Annotated in this window: 20 protein-coding genes and 1 pseudogene; 13 read left to right on the top strand and 8 right to left on the bottom strand. The window is 59.9% G+C overall.

Translation table 11 applies throughout. The annotated features are described in order from the left end of the window. Nucleotides 1-66: 66 nt before the first annotated feature. From uvrD to AAEZ06_RS15470, 3 genes are all read left to right on the top strand, one after another. Nucleotides 67-2,250: a DNA helicase II gene (gene uvrD / locus AAEZ06_RS15480; RefSeq protein ID WP_350615107.1), complete on the top strand. Its 2,184-nt coding sequence runs from the start codon at nucleotides 67-69 to the stop codon at nucleotides 2,248-2,250. A 209-nt stretch (nucleotides 2,251-2,459) separates the two neighbouring features. Further along, a complete protein-coding gene (locus AAEZ06_RS15475; protein WP_350615105.1) occupies nucleotides 2,460-3,329 on the top strand; it encodes a Tim44 domain-containing protein in 870 nt (289 codons plus the stop codon). A gap of 136 nt (nucleotides 3,330-3,465) precedes the next feature. Then, complete coding sequence (locus AAEZ06_RS15470) at nucleotides 3,466-3,873, top strand: SMI1/KNR4 family protein (protein ID WP_133100686.1); 408 nt, start codon at nucleotides 3,466-3,468, stop codon at nucleotides 3,871-3,873. 9 nt (nucleotides 3,874-3,882) lie between these two features. Here AAEZ06_RS15470 and AAEZ06_RS15465 read toward each other — a convergent pair whose 3' ends face one another. Continuing rightward, nucleotides 3,883-5,640 carry a cation:proton antiporter gene (locus AAEZ06_RS15465; RefSeq protein ID WP_149412521.1) on the bottom strand — a complete coding sequence of 586 codons (1,758 nt, stop codon included), beginning with the start codon at nucleotides 5,638-5,640 and terminating at the stop codon, nucleotides 3,883-3,885. Between the two features lie 293 nt (nucleotides 5,641-5,933). On the opposite strand from AAEZ06_RS15465, the gene AAEZ06_RS15460 reads away from it, so the two are divergent. Beyond that, nucleotides 5,934-6,419, top strand: a complete 486-nt coding sequence (locus AAEZ06_RS15460; protein ID WP_149412520.1) for an acyl-CoA thioesterase — start codon at nucleotides 5,934-5,936, stop codon at nucleotides 6,417-6,419. Nucleotides 6,420-6,481: 62 nt separating this feature from the next. Here the strand turns inward: AAEZ06_RS15460 and pdxY are convergent, their stop codons facing one another. Further along, the gene (gene pdxY / locus AAEZ06_RS15455; protein ID WP_149412519.1) at nucleotides 6,482-7,354 is read right to left on the bottom strand and encodes a pyridoxal kinase PdxY; all 873 of its coding nucleotides are present in this window, start codon (nucleotides 7,352-7,354) and stop codon (nucleotides 6,482-6,484) included. A gap of 117 nt (nucleotides 7,355-7,471) precedes the next feature. Here pdxY and AAEZ06_RS15450 point away from each other — a divergent pair, with 117 nt between their 5' ends. After that, complete coding sequence (locus tag AAEZ06_RS15450; RefSeq protein WP_133100682.1) at nucleotides 7,472-7,864, top strand: DUF3301 domain-containing protein; 393 nt, start codon at nucleotides 7,472-7,474, stop codon at nucleotides 7,862-7,864. Here the strand turns inward: AAEZ06_RS15450 and AAEZ06_RS15445 are convergent. Genes AAEZ06_RS15445 through dksA form a run of 4 tightly spaced genes read right to left on the bottom strand, consistent with a single transcriptional unit; the run spans nucleotide 7,858 to nucleotide 11,149 of the window. Further along, a complete protein-coding gene (locus tag AAEZ06_RS15445) occupies nucleotides 7,858-8,820 on the bottom strand; it encodes a CobW family GTP-binding protein (RefSeq protein ID WP_350615102.1) in 963 nt (320 codons plus the stop codon). The genes AAEZ06_RS15450 and AAEZ06_RS15445 overlap by 7 nt on opposite strands. Nucleotides 8,821-8,865: 45 nt before the next feature. Further along, nucleotides 8,866-9,510 carry a DUF1826 domain-containing protein gene (locus AAEZ06_RS15440; protein ID WP_149412517.1) on the bottom strand — a complete coding sequence of 215 codons (645 nt, stop codon included), beginning with the start codon at nucleotides 9,508-9,510 and terminating at the stop codon, nucleotides 8,866-8,868. Next, nucleotides 9,510-10,718, bottom strand: coding sequence for a zinc metallochaperone GTPase ZigA (zigA, locus tag AAEZ06_RS15435; RefSeq protein ID WP_149412516.1), 1,209 nt, complete (start codon nucleotides 10,716-10,718; stop codon nucleotides 9,510-9,512). Before zigA ends, AAEZ06_RS15440 begins: the two co-directional genes overlap by 1 nt. A gap of 26 nt (nucleotides 10,719-10,744) precedes the next feature. Beyond that, nucleotides 10,745-11,149 (bottom strand): RNA polymerase-binding protein DksA, encoded by a 405-nt coding sequence (gene dksA / locus AAEZ06_RS15430; protein WP_149412515.1) that lies wholly within the window; start codon nucleotides 11,147-11,149, stop codon nucleotides 10,745-10,747. A gap of 152 nt (nucleotides 11,150-11,301) precedes the next feature. Between dksA and AAEZ06_RS15425 the strand changes: the two are divergent. Further along, nucleotides 11,302-11,385 (top strand): annotated as a pseudogene (locus tag AAEZ06_RS15425) (glutamine synthetase); the annotation flags it as partial. Here AAEZ06_RS15425 and AAEZ06_RS15420 read toward each other — a convergent pair. Further along, nucleotides 11,382-12,593 (bottom strand): N-acetylmuramoyl-L-alanine amidase, encoded by a 1,212-nt coding sequence (locus tag AAEZ06_RS15420; RefSeq protein ID WP_350615099.1) that lies wholly within the window; start codon nucleotides 12,591-12,593, stop codon nucleotides 11,382-11,384. The pseudogene AAEZ06_RS15425 and the gene AAEZ06_RS15420 overlap by 4 nt on opposite strands. Nucleotides 12,594-12,722: 129 nt before the next feature. On the opposite strand from AAEZ06_RS15420, the gene folE2 reads away from it, so the two are divergent. From folE2 to AAEZ06_RS15385, 7 genes are read left to right on the top strand one after another with little or no spacing between them, the layout of a single operon-like run. After that, nucleotides 12,723-13,619, top strand: a complete 897-nt coding sequence (gene folE2 / locus AAEZ06_RS15415) for a GTP cyclohydrolase FolE2 (RefSeq protein ID WP_350615097.1) — start codon at nucleotides 12,723-12,725, stop codon at nucleotides 13,617-13,619. Then, complete coding sequence (locus AAEZ06_RS15410) at nucleotides 13,616-14,284, top strand: metal ABC transporter ATP-binding protein (RefSeq protein ID WP_350615095.1); 669 nt, start codon at nucleotides 13,616-13,618, stop codon at nucleotides 14,282-14,284. The genes folE2 and AAEZ06_RS15410 overlap by 4 nt, the downstream gene beginning before the upstream one ends. Continuing rightward, nucleotides 14,284-15,150, top strand: coding sequence for a metal ABC transporter permease (locus AAEZ06_RS15405; protein ID WP_350615093.1), 867 nt, complete (start codon nucleotides 14,284-14,286; stop codon nucleotides 15,148-15,150). Before AAEZ06_RS15410 ends, AAEZ06_RS15405 begins: the two co-directional genes overlap by 1 nt. A gap of 11 nt (nucleotides 15,151-15,161) precedes the next feature. Further along, nucleotides 15,162-16,046: a metal ABC transporter substrate-binding protein gene (locus tag AAEZ06_RS15400; RefSeq protein WP_350615092.1), complete on the top strand. Its 885-nt coding sequence runs from the start codon at nucleotides 15,162-15,164 to the stop codon at nucleotides 16,044-16,046. Next, a complete protein-coding gene (gene hisI, locus AAEZ06_RS15395; protein ID WP_149412509.1) occupies nucleotides 16,043-16,465 on the top strand; it encodes a phosphoribosyl-AMP cyclohydrolase in 423 nt (140 codons plus the stop codon). The genes AAEZ06_RS15400 and hisI overlap by 4 nt, the downstream gene beginning before the upstream one ends. Further along, nucleotides 16,462-17,022: a gamma carbonic anhydrase family protein gene (locus AAEZ06_RS15390; protein WP_149412508.1), complete on the top strand. Its 561-nt coding sequence runs from the start codon at nucleotides 16,462-16,464 to the stop codon at nucleotides 17,020-17,022. Before hisI ends, AAEZ06_RS15390 begins: the two co-directional genes overlap by 4 nt. A 2-nt stretch (nucleotides 17,023-17,024) precedes the next feature. Then, entirely contained in the window at nucleotides 17,025-18,362 is a 1,338-nt protein-coding gene (locus AAEZ06_RS15385; protein WP_149412507.1) for a dihydroorotase, read from the top strand. On the opposite strand, the gene AAEZ06_RS15380 is transcribed toward AAEZ06_RS15385, so the two are convergent. Further along, nucleotides 18,359-18,880 (bottom strand): DUF3617 domain-containing protein, encoded by a 522-nt coding sequence (locus tag AAEZ06_RS15380; protein WP_149412506.1) that lies wholly within the window; start codon nucleotides 18,878-18,880, stop codon nucleotides 18,359-18,361. The two genes, AAEZ06_RS15385 and AAEZ06_RS15380, sit on opposite strands and share 4 nt — an antisense overlap. Between the last annotated feature and the right edge of the window lie 103 nt (nucleotides 18,881-18,983).

Here is an 18,983-nt window from a genome sequence, read left to right as displayed (position 1 = left end):
GGTTTTTCCTTCGACCACCGGGCATTGGGATTTGCCCACCTTCCCCCGGCACCCTAGAATGCGCCGATGCGCGATGATCTCTCCCTTTTGCTGAACTCTCTCAACGATGCCCAACGCCAGGCTGTAGCGGCCTCCGTTGGCCGTCAGTTGGTCCTGGCCGGTGCTGGCTCCGGTAAAACCCGAGTGCTGGTGCACCGTATCGCCTGGTTGATCCAGGTCGAAAACGCCTCGTCTCATTCGATCCTGTCGGTGACCTTCACCAACAAGGCCGCTGCCGAGATGCGCCATCGCATCGAGCAGTTGATGGGCATCAGCCCGGCCGGCATGTGGGTCGGTACCTTCCACGGCCTGGCGCACCGCCTGTTGCGGGCCCACTGGCAGGAAGCCGGCCTGAGCCAGACCTTCCAGATTCTCGACAGCGACGACCAGCAACGCCTGGTCAAGCGGGTAATCCGCGAGCTGGGCCTGGACGAACAGCGCTGGCCGGTCCGTCAGGCCCAGTGGTTTATCAACGGCCAGAAAGACGAAGGCCTGCGCCCGCAACATATCCAGGCCAGCGGCGATCTGTTCCTGGCGACCATGCGCAGCATCTATGAAGCCTACGAGGTTGCCTGCCAGCGCGCCGGCGTCATCGACTTCTCCGAACTGCTGCTGCGCGCCCTCGACCTGTGGCGCGACCACCCCGGTTTGCTGGCGCACTATCAGAAGCGCTTCCGCCATGTGCTGGTGGACGAGTTCCAGGACACCAACGCCGTGCAGTACGCCTGGTTGCGCTTGCTGGCCAAGGGCGGCGACAGCTTGATGGTGGTGGGCGACGATGATCAGTCGATCTACGGCTGGCGCGGCGCGAAGATCGAGAACATCTACCAGTACTCCGATGACTTTCCAGACGCAGAAACCATTCGCCTGGAGCAGAACTATCGCTCCACTGCTGGGATTCTCAAGGCCGCCAACGCCTTGATCGCCAACAACACCGGACGCCTGGGCAAAGAGTTGTGGACCGACGGCGATGAAGGCGAAGCAATCAACCTGTATGCCGCCTTCAACGAACACGACGAAGCGCGCTACGTGGTGGAAACCATTGAAAGCGCCCTGAAAACCGGGCTGGCCCGCAGCGAAATCGCCATTCTGTATCGCTCCAACGCCCAATCGCGGGTGCTGGAAGAAGCCTTGCTGCGCGAACGCATCCCGTACCGCATCTATGGCGGGCAGCGTTTCTTCGAGCGAGCCGAAATCAAGAACGCCATGGCCTACCTGCGCTTGCTGGAAGGCCGTGGCAACGATGCGGCGTTGGAGCGGGTGATCAATCTCCCAGCCCGGGGCATCGGCGAAAAGACCATCGAAGCCATTCGTGATCACGCCCGCCACAGCGATGTGTCGATGTGGGAAGCCATGCGCTTGCTGATCGCCAATAAAGGCCTGACCGGCCGCGCCGCCGGTGCGTTGGCCGTGTTTGTCGAGCTGATCGAGAGCCTGGCCGCCAAGTGCATGGAAATGCCCCTGCACCTGATGACCCAGACAGTGATCGAGCAATCCGGCCTGATCGCCTACCACGAAGCGGAAAAAGGCGAGAAAGGCCAGGCTCGGGTAGAAAACCTTGAGGAGCTGGTCAGTGCCGCCCGTGCCTTCGAAAACAGCGAAGAAGATGCCGAGCTGTCGCCGCTGGCGGCCTTCCTCGGGCATGCGTCGCTGGAAGCTGGCGATACCCAGGCCGATGAGTATGAAGACAGTGTTCAACTGATGACACTGCACAGCGCCAAGGGCCTGGAGTTTCCCTACGTGTTCCTGGTGGGCATGGAAGAAGGGCTGTTCCCTCACAAGATGAGCCTGGAGGAACCGGGACGCCTGGAAGAGGAGCGCCGCCTGGCTTACGTCGGCATCACCCGAGCCATGCAGAACCTGGTGATGACCTACGCAGAAACCCGACGCCTGTACGGCAGCGAGACCTACAACAAAGTGTCACGCTTCGTACGCGAAGTGCCGAAGGGGCTGATTCAGGAAGTGCGGCTGTCCAACAGCGTCAGCCGGCCGTTCGGTGGCGGCCAACAGCAGAATTCCAGCAGCATGTTCGCTGGTGCGGAAATCCCGGAGACACCATTCAGCCTCGGCCAGCAGGTCAAGCACGCGATCTTCGGCGAAGGTGTAATCCTCAACTTCGAAGGCGCCGGGGCCCAGGCTCGGGTGCAGGTGAACTTTGCCGAAGGCAGTAAATGGTTGATGCTGGGTTACGCCAAGCTGGAAGCCGTGTAGGCATCCCCTCGCCCCTACAAACGGCTCCAAACATGAAGGTGTATGGCCCGCCCCTTGTTTTTATGGGAGATGGGCCAATATCTGTAATACGTCCTACAGATCATTCTGTATCGGTCTTACGCAAAAGCCCGAAACATTATGCCGCTAGCCACTGACATTACACCTGTGCAACATGGCGCGCGTGCAGTCCACAAATGGGAACTCCCTTTATGAAACGTTTTCTTAGCATCGCCATGGCATTGTGCATCGGCCTGACGATGAGCCTCGACGCCAACGCCAAGCGCTTTGGTGGCGGCAAAAGCTCCGGCGCCGCGCCGAGCCACCAGACCAGCCAAATGGCGCCATCGGCCGGTGCCGGCGGTGCCGCTGCAACCGCAGGCGCGGCCGGTGCCGCTGGCGCTGCTGCCAAGGCCGGCGGTGCTTCGCGCTGGTTGGGCCCTCTGGCCGGTATCGCTGCCGGCGGCCTGCTCGCTTCCATGTTCATGGGCGGCGGCTTCCAGGGCATGCAGATCTTCGACATCCTGATCATGGCCATCATCGCCTTTGTGATCTTCCGCTTTATCGCCGCTCGTCGTCGCAAGCAGCAGGAGCACATGGCTCCAGCCGGCGCGCCAATGCAGCGTGAAGCGTTCGAGCAGAAACCAGCCATGGGCTCGATCTTCGGCGGCTCGGCAGCACCTGCCGCCGCTCGTCCGGTGATCAATGCGCCAGCCTGGTTCAACGAAGAGCGTTTCGTTGAGGCGGCCCGCAACCACTTCCAGTCCCTGCAGCAACACTGGGACGCCAACGAAATGGACAAGATCGCTGAGTTCGTGACCCCACAACTGCTGGAGTTCCTCAAGCGCGAACGTGCCGACCTGGGCGACGCCTTCCAGTCGACCTACATCGACGACCTGCGCGTACAACTTGAAGGTGTAGATGATCGCGCCGACAAGACCATCGCCACCCTGACATTCAGTGGTGTGTCGAAGACCTCACGTTTCGACCAGGGCGAAGTGTTCAGCGAAAGCTGGAACATGGAACGTCCGCAAGGCGAAAACCAGCCTTGGCTGGTGGCCGGTATCCGTCAGAACAGCTGATCCCCACACGCGTTGAGCAGGCAGTAACAAAAACCCCGGACTTATCCGGGGTTTTCCATTTCACGGTTGCACTTATAGCGAGCTACTGTATAAAGCGCCCCTATAAACCGCGCCAACTAGCACGAGGATCCCGGCCGTGGAAGAAGTCATCGAACAATTGCGTGAAGCTAACGAACCTGTCCCGGTTCCTCTGGAACTGCCTGACGACGACGACCTGGTGGAGATTGAAGAACAGTTGTTCATCAATATCCCCTTTGTCTTCAAAGAATTTTTGCTGACTGTCAGCGACGTGGTTTATGGCAGCCTGGAGCCTGTGACCGTTACCGACCCACAGTCCCACACCTATCTGCCGGACGTTTGTGCGACCGCTTGGGATATGGGCGTTTCTCGCGAACTGATCCCAATCTGCCAAGACGGCGACGACTATTACTGCGTCGAAGAAGACGGCACCGTCGTACTGTGGTCCGGCGAAGAAGAGATCGTCACCGAAGAAACCTGGGAATCGGTCTGGCACTGGGCGCGGGACGTCTGGCTGGAAAGCTGAGCCCTGCTCCTACAACGTGTCCTTGTGGTTATCCAGGGTTTCCAACAAGGCAACCTGCATCCGCGTATGCACGCGGATGAACCAGCGCCAGAGCACGGCGGCCACCGCAGCCGTCACCACGGCGATCAGCACCAGCAACTTGTTGGTCGGCAAGATACTGGCCGACAAGGCTGCCAATAGCAGGAAGATCACCAGCAGCGAGAGTACCGGGATCACTTCAGCGATCACCCGGCGCACTCGCTGGGTGTGCCGCCCGGCCATTTCCGGCTTGACGCTCATCTCCGCCAGCAGCATCGACAACGCCTTGAGCTTGCGGTATGCCGCAATCAGGAACGGCAGCGACAACAGCAATGCCCCGCCCCAGATCAACGCTTTTTGCCAGCTTGGATCGCTGATCCAGCCTTGCAACAGATCGCCAATGCGCACCGCGAAATAGCTTCCAGCAAAGAAAATCGCGATCACCAAGGCTAAATTGACCCCCACCTGCAGAATGATTTTGCGGATCATCGACGCCAGCATCGCGCCCTCGCCTTGGGGCTGAATGCTGCGTAGCCATTCGCCATACATGCCGAACACTCGGCTCATACGCAGGGGCATCACGGCGGCAATCTTCAATGACAGCGGGTCGGCGGCACGAATCAGGTAGGGCGTCATCAGTGTGGTGAGCACCGAAACGGCGACCGCCACCGGATAGAGGAAGTCGCTGGTGACCTGTAAGGTCATCCCCAAGGCGGCGATGATGAACGAGAATTCGCCAATCTGTGACAGCCCCATCCCCACACGCAACGACGTTCGGCCATCGTTACCGGCGATAAAGGCCCCAAGGCCGCAGGACAGCATCTTGCCCAGCACTACCGCAACGGTAATCACCGCAATCGGCCAGGCGTATTGCACCAGGATCAGCGGGTCGATCATCAAGCCGATGGCGACAAAGAAGATGGCGCTGAACATGTCGCGAACCGGCTCGATCAGGCGCTCAATCTTCACCAACTGCCGGGACTCGGCCATGATCGCACCGATCAGGAACGCCCCCAGCACCATGCTGTATTCCAGCTTGACCACTAACAGGCAGAAACCAAAACACAGGCCCAGTACGGTAATCAGCAGCATCTCGTTGCTTTCAAACTTTGCCACATACGCCAACAACCGTGGCACCAGCAAAATGCCGATGACCAAGGCGACGATCATAAACAGCGAGAGTTTGCCGACCGTAGAAAACACTTCGCCGGAGCTGACCGTACCGCTGACGGCGATGCTCGACAGCAAGGCGATGATACCGATACCGAGAATGTCTTCGACGATCAGCACACCAAAAATCAACTGGGCAAACCGTTGATTTTTCATCTTCAGGTCGTTGAGGGCCTTGACGATGATGGTGGTCGAGGAAATGGCCAGGATTGCGCCGAGGAACAGCGAATCCATGGTATTCCAATCGAACCAGCGGCCAATTTCGTAGCCGATCCAGATCATCAGGATGATCTCCAGAAAGGCCGCGATAAACGCCGTAGCACCCACTTTGAACAACTTGCGCAGGCTGAACTCCAGGCCCAGGCAGAACATCAGGAAGATCACCCCCAGCTCGGCCAGGGTCTTGATGGTGTCTTCGTCGTGGATCAGGCCGAATGGCGGGGTGTGCGGGCCGATGATAAAACCGGCAACGATATAACCCAGGACTACCGGCTGCTTGAGGCGATGAAATAGGACCGTCACCACGCCCGCCACCAGCATGATCACGGCCAAGTCCTGGATAAAGCTGATGGCGTGCATGGCGAGGGGCTCCTTGAGGGTACTGGCGCTTTCCCGGCTCCCACGCTGCTACTCAAACGGGTCGCAATGAGCGGAAGGAAAAGTCGGCCTTGAACGTAAGAAATGCCCGTGAAGTGGGCTTTTCAAGGGTAACACCGCGACTTCCGGCGAAAAGCCGGTGCAATATATGGAAACAGATAGAGCCAGGCGTGACGACAAGCCGCGTCCCGGCGTCCCGTTAGAGATGGCTCTGCAAAGATTCAAGCACCCGCAGAGGTGCCTCCCCAACCAATGCCTACAACCGTGAGTGTGCTATGGAACCCGGAAACGCCCAGCTGTCGATGACGGTATTGATGACCCCTGACATGGCCAACTTCTCAGGCAATGTCCACGGCGGCACCCTGCTCAAGTACCTCGACGAAGTGGCTTACGCTTGCGCCAGCCGTTACGCCGGACGCTACGTTGTAACCTTGTCGGTGGACCAGGTGATTTTTCGCGAGCCGATCCATGTCGGCGAGTTGGTGACCTTCCTGGCCTCGGTCAACTACACCGGCAATACATCGATGGAAGTCGGGATCAAGGTGGTGACCGAGAACATCCGCGAGCGCTCGGTGCGTCACACCAACAGCTGCTTCTTCACCATGGTCGCGGTCGACGACCAGTACAAGCCGGCGGCCGTACCGCCGTTTCAGCCGCAGAACAGTGAAGACAAGCGCCGCTTTATGCAGGCCAAGCAGCGTCGGCAGATTCGCCAAGAGCTGGAGAAGCGGTATCAGGAAGTCAAGGCCGACGGGCCGTAGGATGTAAGAGCTGGCTTGCTCGCGAAAACACTTGCGACCACTTGACCGCTAACCAAGAGTATCTACAGCCCTATCGGCGTAGCCTCAAAGCGCACTCGTGGATGTGCAATTCGATCCTGGGCCCGCACCAGTTCCAGCTCGTAACTGGCGCAGGCCTGAGTCTCCAACAGCACCTCATGCACCGCAGCAGCGGTAAACTCGAAGGCTGCCAACAGACTATCTCCCAATAACACCCGCGCCAGGAACAGGCCTGACGTCAGGTCGCCCACGCCCACCGGTTGCCGAGGAAACGCCAACAGTGGCCGGCGCAGGTGCCAACTGCCTTCGGCAGTCACCAGCAGCATCTCGAAGCCGTCCGGCAGTTTGCCGGGGTAGTCCAGGTGCTTGACCAGCACCGCTTTCGGCCCACGAGCCAACAGCGCCCGCGCCATGCCCAGGCAATCGAACAGCGACTGCGGCTTGCGGCCAGCAAAGCTGTCCAGTTCCAACTGGTTGGGGCACAGGAAGTCAGCCATGGCGGCGGCCTCGTCCAGCAGGAAATCGCTGACTTCCTGCGGCACGATGCAACCTTTTTCCGGGTGACCCATCACCGGGTCGCACAGGTACAAAGCCTTGGGGTTGATCGCCTTGATCCGTGCCACGCCGGTGAGGATCGCCCGGCCCTGGGCCGCGCTGCCCAGGTAACCCGAGAGCACCGCATCGCAGTTACCCAGTTCGCCAATGGCCGCGATCCCTTCGACCAATGCAGGAATCTGCTGCGGCGCCAACACTTCGCCCGCCCACTGGCCATACTGCGTGTGGTTGGAGAATTGCACCGTGTTGAGCGGCCACACATTCACCCCGACCCGCTGCATGGGGAACACAGCAGCGCTGTTGCCGGCATGGCCAAAGACCACATGGGACTGGATCGCAAGCAGATGAGGCGTACGTTTCATGCAGGGGATTTCCATAAAACCGTTGAAATTCAGGCCGCGCAGTATGCGACTAAACGCAGCCTGTACGACAGACCGGAGACGCAGTTAAGCTGGTCATACTTTGTTGGAGTTCATCGAATGCTGACCCTGGGAAATATCTTCGTGCTGATGCTGCTGGCGACCGCTGCCGCCTGGGTGTGGCACAACCACGGCCTGCGCGAGCGGGCGCTGGAACGGGTCAAGCAGCATTGCGCCAAGCTCGATATCGAACTGCTCGATGGCGCCGTGGCGTTGAAACGCATAGGTTTTGTGAAAGATGCCAACGGTCGTCGGAGGTTGGCGCGGGTCTACAACTTTGAGTTCACCGTGACCGGTGAGGCGCGACACCCTGGGACCATCACCCAGTTTGGCGCCCACAGTGCGCAGATTGAACTGGCGCCCTACCCCTTCGAGATCAAGACGCCACTGCCCAGCGCCGAGGTTATTGAGATGAGCCAGTGGCGCCAGGAGCACGGCAAGGGCCGTCAGTAACGGCAATCGGCCAATCCGCGCTGCAAGCTGGCGACGTCCTGTGCCTCGCTGAAAATCAACTCAACCCGAGAATCCCGACGCCACTCACTGGACTGCCAGGTTATCGTGGTGTTATCCACAGCATTGGCTGAAACCCAACCATCAGGGCTGTGGATAACCAGTTTGGCGCGCAGCCAGTCCAGCGTTTCCAGCCATTGCCGAACACGCTGCGGGTCCAATTGCTGGCTCGGATGCCAGCGCCAGCCAATGCTCCAGCCACCTTCCTGGGCCTGACTCAGGCAGATCGGCAAGGCCGGATCGCTCCAGATCGCCGACATCTGCGCCACTCCCTTGGGCACCTCGAAGTTATCCACAACGGCGCCGGCCTGTGCTGAAAGACCCGGAAGTTGCGCCAAAGGCAGGTGCGCCTGGCGCGTCCAGTAAACGGGACAGGCGGGTAACTGATTTTCAATCATCGCGCGCTGCGTGGCGCTCAGCCCCTCATCCTTGTTCAACACCAGCAAACCGGCGCTGGCCAGGGCCTCGCGTTGTGCGGTCGGCAGCGGTTTTCCCGCTGCCAGGGCCTGGGCGTCCAGCACCAGCACACAGGGTTGGACCGCTAGCACGTCCTGCCATGGCGCTTCGCGTAGTTGCTTGAGCAGTTGCGCCGGATGACCCAGCCCAGACGGTTCGATGAACAACCGATCCGGCTTTGCCTTACGCAACAAACGGCCCAGTCCTACCTGAAACGGCACACCATTGACGCAACACAGGCAACCGCCCGCCACTTCGCCCAAGGCAATACCGTCGTCATCGCGGGTCAGCAGTGCCGCGTCCAGGCCGATCTGCCCAAACTCATTGATCAACACCGCCCAGCGCTCGTTGGCCGGGCGTTGGCTGAGCAGGTGTTTGATCAGGCTGGTCTTGCCGGCGCCCAAAGGGCCGGCAATCACGTGGGTAGGGATGTTCTGCAGCATGTTGGACATCATTCTGACCGTGTAGAGAGGTTTGATCCTACCCGGTTACGCCAACCAATCCAGCGTCAGAATCAGCCGTCGTTGATCACCCGTCAGCTGCGGCGAGCGATGGATCAGGCCGAATCCTTCATTGCCGTGCCACTTTTCGCCTTTGAGCAAGGCCACTTCCCCGCAATGGACTTGCTCGATGTTGTGCTCGGGTTCTGCGTCTGCCTGACTCAGGTGCCGCCGCTCCATGACCCCTTCCCGCAACCATTGACTGCCAATCCCCGCGTAAGTGGTGATCAGCCGCACCGGCACATGATCGACGTGAAAACGCGGGCACATGGCTTTGTCCAACAGCCTTAACCGCACACCAATGCGCTTGGCACCGAGCAAACAGGCAAAGCCGCTGATCAGCCACGACACATCGGCGATAAACCCTTCATAGCCTTCAATATCGCTGAAATTCGACGCAAAACTGCGCAAGTTTGGCTCATCATCTTCGCTGGCCAGTTCAACGACCAACGATTCGGCCAACGGCTCATTTCGCGATAGCAGTAAGGTGCCGAACTCGGCGATATGCAGCGGCAACTGACGCTGCCACAGCGCCAGGTTCACGCCGTCTTCCAGGATGTCGGTCAGCACGGCCGGGGGTTTCCCCAGGCTCTGGCGGATCACCGGGCGCAATTTCATTATCGGTGCAAGCATCAGGCGGCAGCCTCCTCATACCAAGGGCCAAAGGGATCAGCCAGCAAGCGCCAGCCTTCGACGCCCAGGACCATTTCTTCATCGGTCAGCAGGCAAGCGTCCAGTTCAGTAGTCATCCTCGCAAAGTCGATGTTCTGCCCGATAAACACCAGTTCCTGACGGCAGTCTCCGGTGCTCAGTTGCCAGTTACCCATGATTGCCGCGACATTTTCTTCGTCCTGTGGCCACTCGCTCTTCGGCACAAAGCGCCACCAGCGTCCGGCAAAACCATGGCGCATCAAGCCTCCGGCCTGGGACCAGCTTCCCGCGTCCTGGTGCTTGCTGGCCAACCAGAAAAAACCCTTGGAGCGCAGCAATTTGCCGTTAACCCACGGGCGGTCGATAAAGTCGAAAAAGCGTTGGGGATGGAACGGGCGACGGGCTCGATAAGCAGTGGACGCGATACCGTATTCCTCGGTTTCAGGTACATGTTCGCCGCGCAGCTCCTGCAACCAGCCTGGCGCCTGGGCCGCGCGTTCAAAGTCGAACCGACGGGTATTGAGAATCTCCGCTAGCGGCACTTCGCCCATGACCATCGGGATGATGTGCGCCTGGGAATTGAGGCACGCCAGGATCGCCATCAATTCCTGGCGCTCGCTGCTGCTGATCAGATCAATCTTGCTGATCAGGATGACGTCGGCAAATTCGATCTGTTCGATCAGCAGGTCAGTGATGGAGCGCTCGTCCTCTTCACCGAGGGTTTCACCCCGGGACGCCAGGCTTTCAGCAGCCTGGTAGTCGAGCAGGAAGTTCATGCCGTCGACGACCGTGACCATCGTGTCAAGGCGTGCGATGTCCGCCAGGCTCTGGCCGTCTTCGTCACGGAAGGTAAAGGTTTCGGCTACCGGCAGCGGTTCGGAAATGCCGGTGGATTCGATCAGCAAGTAATCGAAACGACCTTCCTTCGCGAGTTTTCCGACTTCAATGAGCAAGTCTTCACGCAAGGTGCAACAGATGCAGCCGTTGCTCATCTCTACCAGTTTTTCTTCGGCGCGATTGAGGATGACGTCGCGCTGGACCTCGCCGCCATCAATGTTGATTTCACTCATGTCGTTGACGATCACCGCCACCCGCAGGTTTTCGCGGTTACGCAGGACATAGTTGAGCAGCGTGCTTTTACCGGCGCCGAGAAAGCCGGAGAGCACAGTAACGGGGAGACGGTTGGGCATCAGGTATTCCTCATCAGGTTGGCCGGTCAAATCGCCCGTTGATGGCGTTCGCGCAGCTCTTCACGTTCTTTGGCTTCGATACACAGGGTGGCCGTGGGGCGCAGTAACAGGCGCTTGAGGCCGATCGGCTCACCCGTTTCGCGACACCAGCCGTATTCACCGCGGGCAAGGTGTTCCAGGGCTTCGTCGATCTTGTCCAACAGCTTTTTTTCCCGCTCCAGCAGGCGCAGTTGCCATTGGCGCTGTTCTTCGGCGCTGCCGGCATCTGCTGGGTCGCTGTTGGGTTCTTGCTCGCGCAGCACCATAAACTCGGCATCGATGCGCGCTTGCAGCTCATTACGCTGCGCCAGCAACAGCTCGCGGAAAAAACCTTGCTGGGCTTCATTCATGTAATAAGCGGGCGATTGAGCGAGGAGGTCTTGTTCGGTCATTGGGAGAGGTTCACGGGTCAGGCTGTTTTTTAATGTTATAGTATAACGATGCAAATAAGCCAATTCCTCCTTGCCCACCACGACGAAGGGCGCAATGCTGGGACCATCGGTACCCCGAGAACTCTATGAAATACGTGTTCTATACCCGGTGAGTGGGCTGGACCAGCCTCAACCGGTTCTCCAGTTCCGGAGGGTCCAGCGCCAAGTTCACCTGCAGCCGTATTACCGGCTGTTAAACCTGGCCTTTTTTCTGCTCCTGGGCCCAGGCCATGTAGCTGTTCACTGGCGGGTTCTTCTGGAAGTAGCGCTGCAGACCTTCAAACAACCCATCCGCCACCGCCTGTTGATGACGGGGGGTGACCAGTCGCTGACTGTCGCGGGGGTTGGAAATAAAACCGGTTTCCACCAGGATCGACGGCACGTCCGGCGACTTGAGCACGGCGAATCCGGCTTGTTCAACACGTTTTTTATGCAACGTTGTGATGCCCGCCAGACTGCCCAACACGGTGCTGCCCAGTTGCAAGCTGGCGGCGATGGTGGCGTTCATCGACATGTCGAGGATCACCCCTGCCAACATCGGGTCCTTGTCCTTGAGACTCAGCAGGCTAGTGGCACCCAGCAGATCAACGCCGTTTTCCCGTTGAGCCAAGAAGCGCGCCGTTGCCGACGTCGCACCGCCCTCTGACAATGCATAGACCGAAGCGCCAGACGCCGAGAGCCGTGGCGCCGCATCGGCGTGCACCGAGATGAACATGTCGGCGTTGTGCTTGCGGGCGATCTCCACCCGTTTGCGCAGTGGCACGAAGAAGTCGTCGTTGCGCACCAGTTTCACGTCGAAGCCCTTCTCACGCTTCAAGCGTTTGGCCAGCAACTGGGCGATGGACAGCACCACGTCTTTTTCTCGCTCGCCCTTGGAACCGATGGCGCCGGGATCTTTGCCGCCGTGACCGGGGTCGACCACCACGATGATGTCGCGCTTCAGGTGAGCCTTGCCCACCGAAGCAATCAGCGGCGCTGTGGCAGCAGCTATGTGCAAAGGCGCTTTCGTGGCATTGGTCAAGTCCAGCACCAGGCGATGACTTTGGCCATCCTGAGGCGCCAAGAGAAAGCTGTTGAGCTGCATCGGCGCGGCAAGATCGAGGACGATCCGTGTGTCGCCCTTGCCGAAATGTCCCGAGCGAATCGAGGTAATGCCGCTGTTGGTCAGGGCCAGTTGGCTGAAATCTCCGCTCAGGCCAGCGCCGCTAAGGTCAATGATCAGCCGTTCGGGGGCTGTCAGGGAAAAGGTCTTGTATTGCACCGGACCGCTGAGATCGAACACCACCCGCAGTTTTTCGTCCGAGCGCCAGAGCCGGGCATTGCGGATTTGCGTGGCAGAAACCCTGAAGGGCAAAACGAATGCCGCACTGGCCAGCAGCAGGTTAAGGAGTTGACGTCTGTGCATGACTTACACCGCAAATAAAGGAGCGTCCGTGCTCGACATAACTGATTAAAAGACCGGAGCAGAAAAACCATCGCCGCCACAATAGTTATAATATAACATGTCTTTTTAATCCCAACGATGGACCTGCTCATGAATGCGCTGACTCTGCCGGATATCGCCGCGCAGGCTTCACGCCAAGCCTTGCCACTGGACTGGGTGGGCATGTGCGGCATTGCCCTTCCTGTCCTGATCGACGGCCAGCGCCTGAATGCCAAGGCCGATGCAGGTGTGAGCCTCGACGACAGTGAGGCGCGCGGCATTCATATGTCGCGCCTGTATCTGGCGCTGGAAATGCTTGAACAAGAAAGCCTGACACCGGCGCTGTTGCGTCAAGTGTTGCAGCGCTTCCTCGATAGCCATGAAGGTCTGTCCCATAACGCCAACCTGCGTATTCACACAAATTTACTGCTCAAACGCCATGCACTGGTCAGTCCTTTGGCTGGCTGGAAAAATTATCCGGTAAGCATCGAGGCGCGTTTTGAAAAGCAGATGTTCCACGTGGAACTAAAAATTGACGTTACCTACTCGTCAACCTGTCCTTGCTCGGCCGCGCTCGCCAGGCAGTTGATTCAGCAGCAATTTGTCGATGATTTCGCTAACACCCCTTTGCAACACGAGGACGTGCTGGCTTGGCTGGGCAGCACGAAAGGCATCGTCGCCACACCTCACAGCCAGCGCAGCAGCGCGCAATTGCAGGTCCAGTTGCAAAGCAACACTCACAACCTGCCGCTGATTGAGCTGATTAATGCCGCCGAAGCCGCTCTCGGCACCGCCGTGCAAACTGCCGTGAAGCGGGCCGACGAACAAGCCTTCGCCTTGGCCAACGGCCAGAACCTGATGTTCTGTGAGGACGCAGCCCGCCGCTTGAATATGGCGCTGAAACGTTCAGACGCGGTACACGCCTTCCACTTGAAAGTGGTCCACGCAGAAAGCCTGCACGCTCACGACGCTGTAGCAGAAAGCCGTTGGACGAGGGCATCCGCATGATCAGTTGCAAAGCGTTGCGCTGGGGGGCGCCTGGCCAACCACTAACACCTGCAGTGGATTTCGAACTGGCCAAAGGCAGCCTCACCGGTGTGATCGGCGCCAACGGCTCCGGCAAAAGCAGCCTGCTGAAAGTCATCGCCAGCTTGCAGAAACCTCTGGCCGGAAAAGTCGTACTGGAAACTCCACGGCGCGGCAGTCTGTCATTCCTGCCACAGCAGCAACACTTGGACCGCCAGTTTCCGATCAGCCTGCAAGAATTAGTGGCCGCCGGCTTCTGGGGCAGTAAACAAACACCTCAACAACGCAGCCAACGCCTTCAGGCCGTACTGGACGACTGGTGCCTCAGCGGCCTGGAGCATCGCCCGTTGATGGCCCTGTCCGGCGGCGAACTGCAACGCGCCCTCCTCGCTCGCATGAGCCTGGCCGAAGCGCCTGTGCTGTTGCTCGACGAACCCCATGCTGCCCTTGACGAAGACGGCCAAGCGTTGCTGTGGAAACATGTCCATGCCTGGCACGCCGAAGGTCGAACGCTGCTGGTGGTGTGTCATGACCTGGCCGCTGTGCGCCAACACATCCCCCAGGCATTGCAGATCAAGAACAGCGGTTGCGTCCTGGCACCCAGTCACGAATTGATCCGTCAGCAACCCCAGATGCAGGTGGCCTGATGCACATCGCCGCCCACCTATGGATGCCGTTCAACGACTTCGTATTTATGCAGCGCGCATTGCTCGGTGGCCTGGTCCTGGCCTGCAGCACCGCCCCACTCGGCGTGTTCCTGATCCTGCGCCGCATGAGTCTGATCGGCGACGCCGTGGCCCACGGCATCCTCCCCGGTGCGGCGTTGGGCTTCTGGTTCGCCGGCCTGAGTCTGCCCGCCCTGACCATCGGCGGCCTCGGGGCCGGCCTGAGCATGGCTGGATTGGCCGCGTGGATCACCCGCCGCACCGGCCTTCGCGAAGACGCCAGCCTCGCCGCCATTTACCCGATTTCCCTGGCTAGCGGCGTACTAATCCTCGGCATGGCCGGCAAGCGCCTGGACCTGCTGCACCTGCTGTTCGGCTCGGCCCTGGCGGTGGACGGGCCGACCCTCACCGGCATGATCTGGGTGTCCGGCTTCAGCCTGATCGCCATGGCGTTGATCTACAAACCGCTGCTGCTGGACACCCTCGACCCGCTGTTCCTGCAAACAGTCAGCCGCCTCGGACCGCTGGCCCACGGCGTGTTCCTGACCCTGGTGGTGCTGAACCTGGTGATCGGCTTCCAGGCCATCGGCGCCTTGATGGTGGTCGGTTTGATGATGTTGCCAGCAGCGGCTTCACGCTTCTGGAGCCGGCGCCTGCCGGTGTTGATCGTGGTATCGGCGGTGCTGGGATGCCTGTCGGTGTGGCTTGGCTTGTTGCTGTCGTTCTACTGCTCGCTGCCCAGCGGCCCGGCGATTGTGCTGGTGGCTGGCGGCTTGTACCTGCTGTCCGTGGTCTTCGGTCCGGTGCACGGCTTGCTGCGCCGCCCGCCTTTGCTTACATCCCAATGAGGTGTTTCCCGGTGCGCGCTCTACTCGTGCTGTTCAGTGTCTCGCTGGCGCTGTCGTTCGCGACCGTCCAGGCGGCGGACAAGCTTCAGGTGGTCACCAGTTTCAGCATTCTTGCCGACATGACTCACCAGGTTGGCGGTGACCATATCCAGATCAGCAACATGGTCGGCCCTGACGCCGATGCCCACACGTACGAACCAACCCCGGACGATGCCAAGGCGCTGCTCACGGCCAAGGTGATTATCAAGAACGGCCTGGGTTTCGAACCGTGGCTGGATCGACTGGTCACCAGCACCGAGACCAAGGCCACAGTGGTTACCGCCAGCAAAGGCGTAATTCCTCGCACCATGGACGAAGATGGCGACACCATCCCCGACCCACACGCCTGGCACAACCTGGCCAACACCGAACTCTACGTGAACAACATCACCAAAGCCCTGATCGCGGCGGACCCAGCCAACAAAGCGGACTACCAGCACAACAGCCAGGTCTACCTGAATGAAATCTACCGCCTGCTGGCCGAAGCCAAGGCCAAGTTAGGTTCGCTACCACCGGGCAATCGCCGCATCGTCACCTCCCATGACGCCTTCGGCTATCTCGGTCAGGCCTACGGTATCGACTTCATGGCACCTCAAGGTCTGTCCACCGAACGCGACCCCTCTGCTGCCGAAGTCGCCGCGCTGATCACCCAAATCCGTCAGACCAAGGTCAAGGCAGTATTCATGGAGAACATCAAGGACGCGCGCCTGCTCAAGCAGATTGCCGACGAAAGCGGCGCCCATATCGGCGGCACGTTGTACTCGGACGCCCTGACAACCGAAGGTCCGGCCAGTACCTTTACCGGGCTGTTCGAATACAACCTCAACACCTTGTACGACGCCTTGAGCAAGCCATGACCCTGACCATGCTCGATCTGGAAAACGCGGCCCTCGGCAGCCGCTTTCCCCTCGATCAGGTGCTCGGTGCCCTGCCATGGAACAACGATGGTCTGATTGCCGCCATCGCCCAGCAACACGGCAGCGGCACGGTGCTGATGCTGGCCTGGATGAACCGCCAGGCCCTCGACGAAACCCTGGCCACCGGGCAGGTCTGCTATTGGTCACGCTCGCGCCAGCGACTGTGGCGCAAAGGCGAGACCTCTGGTCATCGCCAGCAACTGATCGAAGCGCGCCTGGATTGCGACGGCGACGCTGTGCTGCTGATCGTCGATCAGCAGGGCCCCGCTTGCCACACCGGCCGGCCCTCCTGCTTCTACAACACCATCGCTGACGGCCAAGTGCACATCATCACCGCGCCCATCGAGGAACAAGCATGATCCGCAAGAACCCTTCCGGCGATCTCCCGGTGATTGCCGAGTCGGCCTACGTCGACAAAACCGCAATCATCTGCGGCAAAGTGATCATCGGTGAAAACGTGTTTGTCGGCCCCTACGCAGTGATCCGTGCCGACGAGGTGGACACCAACGGCGATATGGACCCGATCACCATCGGCGCCAATTCCAACATCCAGGACGGCGTGGTGATCCACTCCAAATCCGGGGCGGCGGTGACCATCGGCGAATTCAGTTCCATCGCCCACCGCTCCATCGTCCACGGCCCCTGCACCGTCGGCGATCGAGTATTTATCGGCTTCAACAGCGTGCTATTCAACTGTGCGGTCGGTGACGGCTGCGTGGTGCGGCACAACTCGGTGGTCGACGGCCGCGACTTGCCTGCCGCCTTCTACGTACCCTCCACCACCCGCATCGGACCCAACACCGACCTGTCGCAATTCCCGCCGGTAAGCATCAGCGCCTCGGAGTTTTCCGAAGACGTGGCCCGTACCAACGTTGATCTGGTGCGCGGTTACAAAGCCCTGCAAAACGAGTTTTAAGCATGAGCCGCCTACTGATCCGCAACGCCCGCCTGGTAAATGAAGGCCAGGAATTCGACGCCGACCTGTTGGTCGCCAACGGCCGCATCGAGAAGATCGCCGCAAGCATCGAAGGGCAAAACGCTACCGTAGAAATCGACGCCCAGGGCCAGTGGTTACTGCCCGGCATGATCGACGACCAGGTGCATTTCCGCGAACCTGGTGCGCCGGACAAAGGCAGCTTCTACAGTGAGTCCCGCGCCGCCGTGGCCGGCGGCATTACCAGTTTCATGGACATGCCCAACACCCAACCGGCAACCCTGACCCTGGAAGCATTGGCCGATAAAAAGCGCCGCGCCGCCCTGCATTCAGTGGCCAACTACGGTTTTCACTTTGGCGTGAGCAATGACAATCTCGACACCGTCGCCGCGCTTGATCCGCGAGAGGTGGCAGGCGTCAAAGTGTTTATGGGCGCCTCCACCGGCAATATGCTGGTGGATGATCCACGGATTCTGGAGCAGCTGTTCGCCGAAGTACCAACCATCCTCCTCGCTCACTGCGAACACACCCCCAGCATCCAGGCCAACGAACGACGCCTGCGCGGGCGCTTCGGCGACCACATCCCCGCCGTGGCCCACCCGTTGATCCGCGACGCCGAGGCCTGCTATCGCTCGTCATCCCTGGCCGTGGATCTGGCCCACCGCCACGGCACGCGCCTGCATGTGCTGCACCTGACCAGCGCCCGGGAATTGGTACTGTTTGAAGACAAACCCCTGGCGGAAAAACGTATCACCGCCGAAGTCTGCCTGCACCACTTATTGTTCGATGACCACGACTACGCGCGCCTAGGTCATCAGATCAAATGCAACCCGGCGATCAAGTCCCGCGCCGACCGCAACGCCCTGCGTCTGGCGCTGCTGAGCAACCGCCTGGATGTGATCGGCAGCGACCATGCGCCTCATACCTGGGCACAAAAACAGCAGCCGTACCGCGAGGCGCCATCGGGCTTGCCGCTGGTGCAACACGCTATGCCTGCGTTATTGGAGTTAGTGGCCGACGGCCTCTTGCCGCTGGCCACCCTGGTGGAGAAAACCAGTCATCGGGTCGCCGACCTGTTCGCCATCCCTGATCGTGGCTATCTGCGCGAAGGCTATTGGGCCGACCTGGTGCTGATCAAACCCGAACCCCACGGCAAACCCGTCAGCAGCCAACCGATTCTTGCCCGCTGCGGCTGGACGCCCTTCGCCGAACGCAGCTTTCGCCACAGCGTGAGCACCACGCTGGTCTCCGGGCACCTGGCCTGGCACGACGAGCGGGTACATGACAGCTGCCAGGGCTTGCCTTTGCACTTTCTGCGTTAGGCGCGAGGCTTAACCGTCCCGCAATTGCTGCCCAACCACTGTGCATGGGTATCCAGGCTGCCGTTCTGCTGAATACCGGTGGCATTGAAGGTGCCGTTGACTGTGGTGGTGAATTCCTTCTGACTCTGGAACGTTGCCACTCCAGTGCCCTGGGCTTTCGGGCAGCTGAAGCGGAATTTCCACTGGTTGCCGGTTTTATCAGTCACTTCCTGCTTGCAGCCCGATTGCGGGTCAGTCAGGGGGATCGAGTCGGACGCCACTTGTGCCGGCGTCAGGCACACCTGAACGCCCTTGCCGGCCATGGCGATGCCCTGTTTTTCCAGCATGGCGCGTTGTTCCGGGGTCATCTGTTGTTTCAACTGACCAAGGATCAGTGACAAGTCCGGCAGATTCTGGTTATCGACTTTCATGTTGCTGGTGGTCAATTCCCACAACCCCGGCGCCAACATCTGCGCCTGCGCCGCCACTGGCAACGACAAACCAACAACCATGGCCAAACCAAGCAGACGAGCATTCATCGGGTAACTCCTGGGCAATTGTCGGCGTTAGACGCCGCAAAAGCGCCAGTGTTGCACAGCGAATAAAATAGCGACATTCGCACCGGAACATGGTCTGTTAGGC

It is taken from the genome of Pseudomonas sp. HY7a-MNA-CIBAN-0227, assembly GCF_040310325.1.
GTDB lineage: Bacteria > Pseudomonadota > Gammaproteobacteria > Pseudomonadales > Pseudomonadaceae > Aquipseudomonas.
This window is presented reverse-complemented; position numbering and strand designations above follow the sequence as displayed.

Excerpts from the sequence above, each read along its gene's own strand:
- uvrD (WP_350615107.1), top strand. The coding sequence starts at position 67 with ATGCGCGATGATCTCTCCCTTTTGCTGAACTCTCTCAACGATGCCCAA.
- AAEZ06_RS15475 (WP_350615105.1), top strand. The coding sequence starts at position 2,460 with ATGAAACGTTTTCTTAGCATCGCCATGGCATTGTGCATCGGCCTGACG.
- AAEZ06_RS15465 (WP_149412521.1), bottom strand. The coding sequence starts at position 5,640 with ATGCACGCCATCAGCTTTATCCAGGACTTGGCCGTGATCATGCTGGTG.
- AAEZ06_RS15460 (WP_149412520.1), top strand. The coding sequence starts at position 5,934 with ATGGAACCCGGAAACGCCCAGCTGTCGATGACGGTATTGATGACCCCT.
- pdxY (WP_149412519.1), bottom strand. The coding sequence starts at position 7,354 with ATGAAACGTACGCCTCATCTGCTTGCGATCCAGTCCCATGTGGTCTTT.
- AAEZ06_RS15450 (WP_133100682.1), top strand. The coding sequence starts at position 7,472 with ATGCTGACCCTGGGAAATATCTTCGTGCTGATGCTGCTGGCGACCGCT.
- AAEZ06_RS15445 (WP_350615102.1), bottom strand. The coding sequence starts at position 8,820 with ATGCTGCAGAACATCCCTACCCACGTGATTGCCGGCCCTTTGGGCGCC.
- AAEZ06_RS15440 (WP_149412517.1), bottom strand. The coding sequence starts at position 9,510 with ATGCTTGCACCGATAATGAAATTGCGCCCGGTGATCCGCCAGAGCCTG.
- zigA (WP_149412516.1), bottom strand. The coding sequence starts at position 10,718 with ATGCCCAACCGTCTCCCCGTTACTGTGCTCTCCGGCTTTCTCGGCGCC.
- dksA (WP_149412515.1), bottom strand. The coding sequence starts at position 11,149 with ATGACCGAACAAGACCTCCTCGCTCAATCGCCCGCTTATTACATGAAT.
- AAEZ06_RS15420 (WP_350615099.1), bottom strand. The coding sequence starts at position 12,593 with ATGCACAGACGTCAACTCCTTAACCTGCTGCTGGCCAGTGCGGCATTC.
- folE2 (WP_350615097.1), top strand. The coding sequence starts at position 12,723 with ATGAATGCGCTGACTCTGCCGGATATCGCCGCGCAGGCTTCACGCCAA.
- AAEZ06_RS15410 (WP_350615095.1), top strand. The coding sequence starts at position 13,616 with ATGATCAGTTGCAAAGCGTTGCGCTGGGGGGCGCCTGGCCAACCACTA.
- AAEZ06_RS15405 (WP_350615093.1), top strand. The coding sequence starts at position 14,284 with ATGCACATCGCCGCCCACCTATGGATGCCGTTCAACGACTTCGTATTT.
- hisI (WP_149412509.1), top strand. The coding sequence starts at position 16,043 with ATGACCCTGACCATGCTCGATCTGGAAAACGCGGCCCTCGGCAGCCGC.
- AAEZ06_RS15390 (WP_149412508.1), top strand. The coding sequence starts at position 16,462 with ATGATCCGCAAGAACCCTTCCGGCGATCTCCCGGTGATTGCCGAGTCG.
- AAEZ06_RS15385 (WP_149412507.1), top strand. The coding sequence starts at position 17,025 with ATGAGCCGCCTACTGATCCGCAACGCCCGCCTGGTAAATGAAGGCCAG.
- AAEZ06_RS15380 (WP_149412506.1), bottom strand. The coding sequence starts at position 18,880 with ATGAATGCTCGTCTGCTTGGTTTGGCCATGGTTGTTGGTTTGTCGTTG.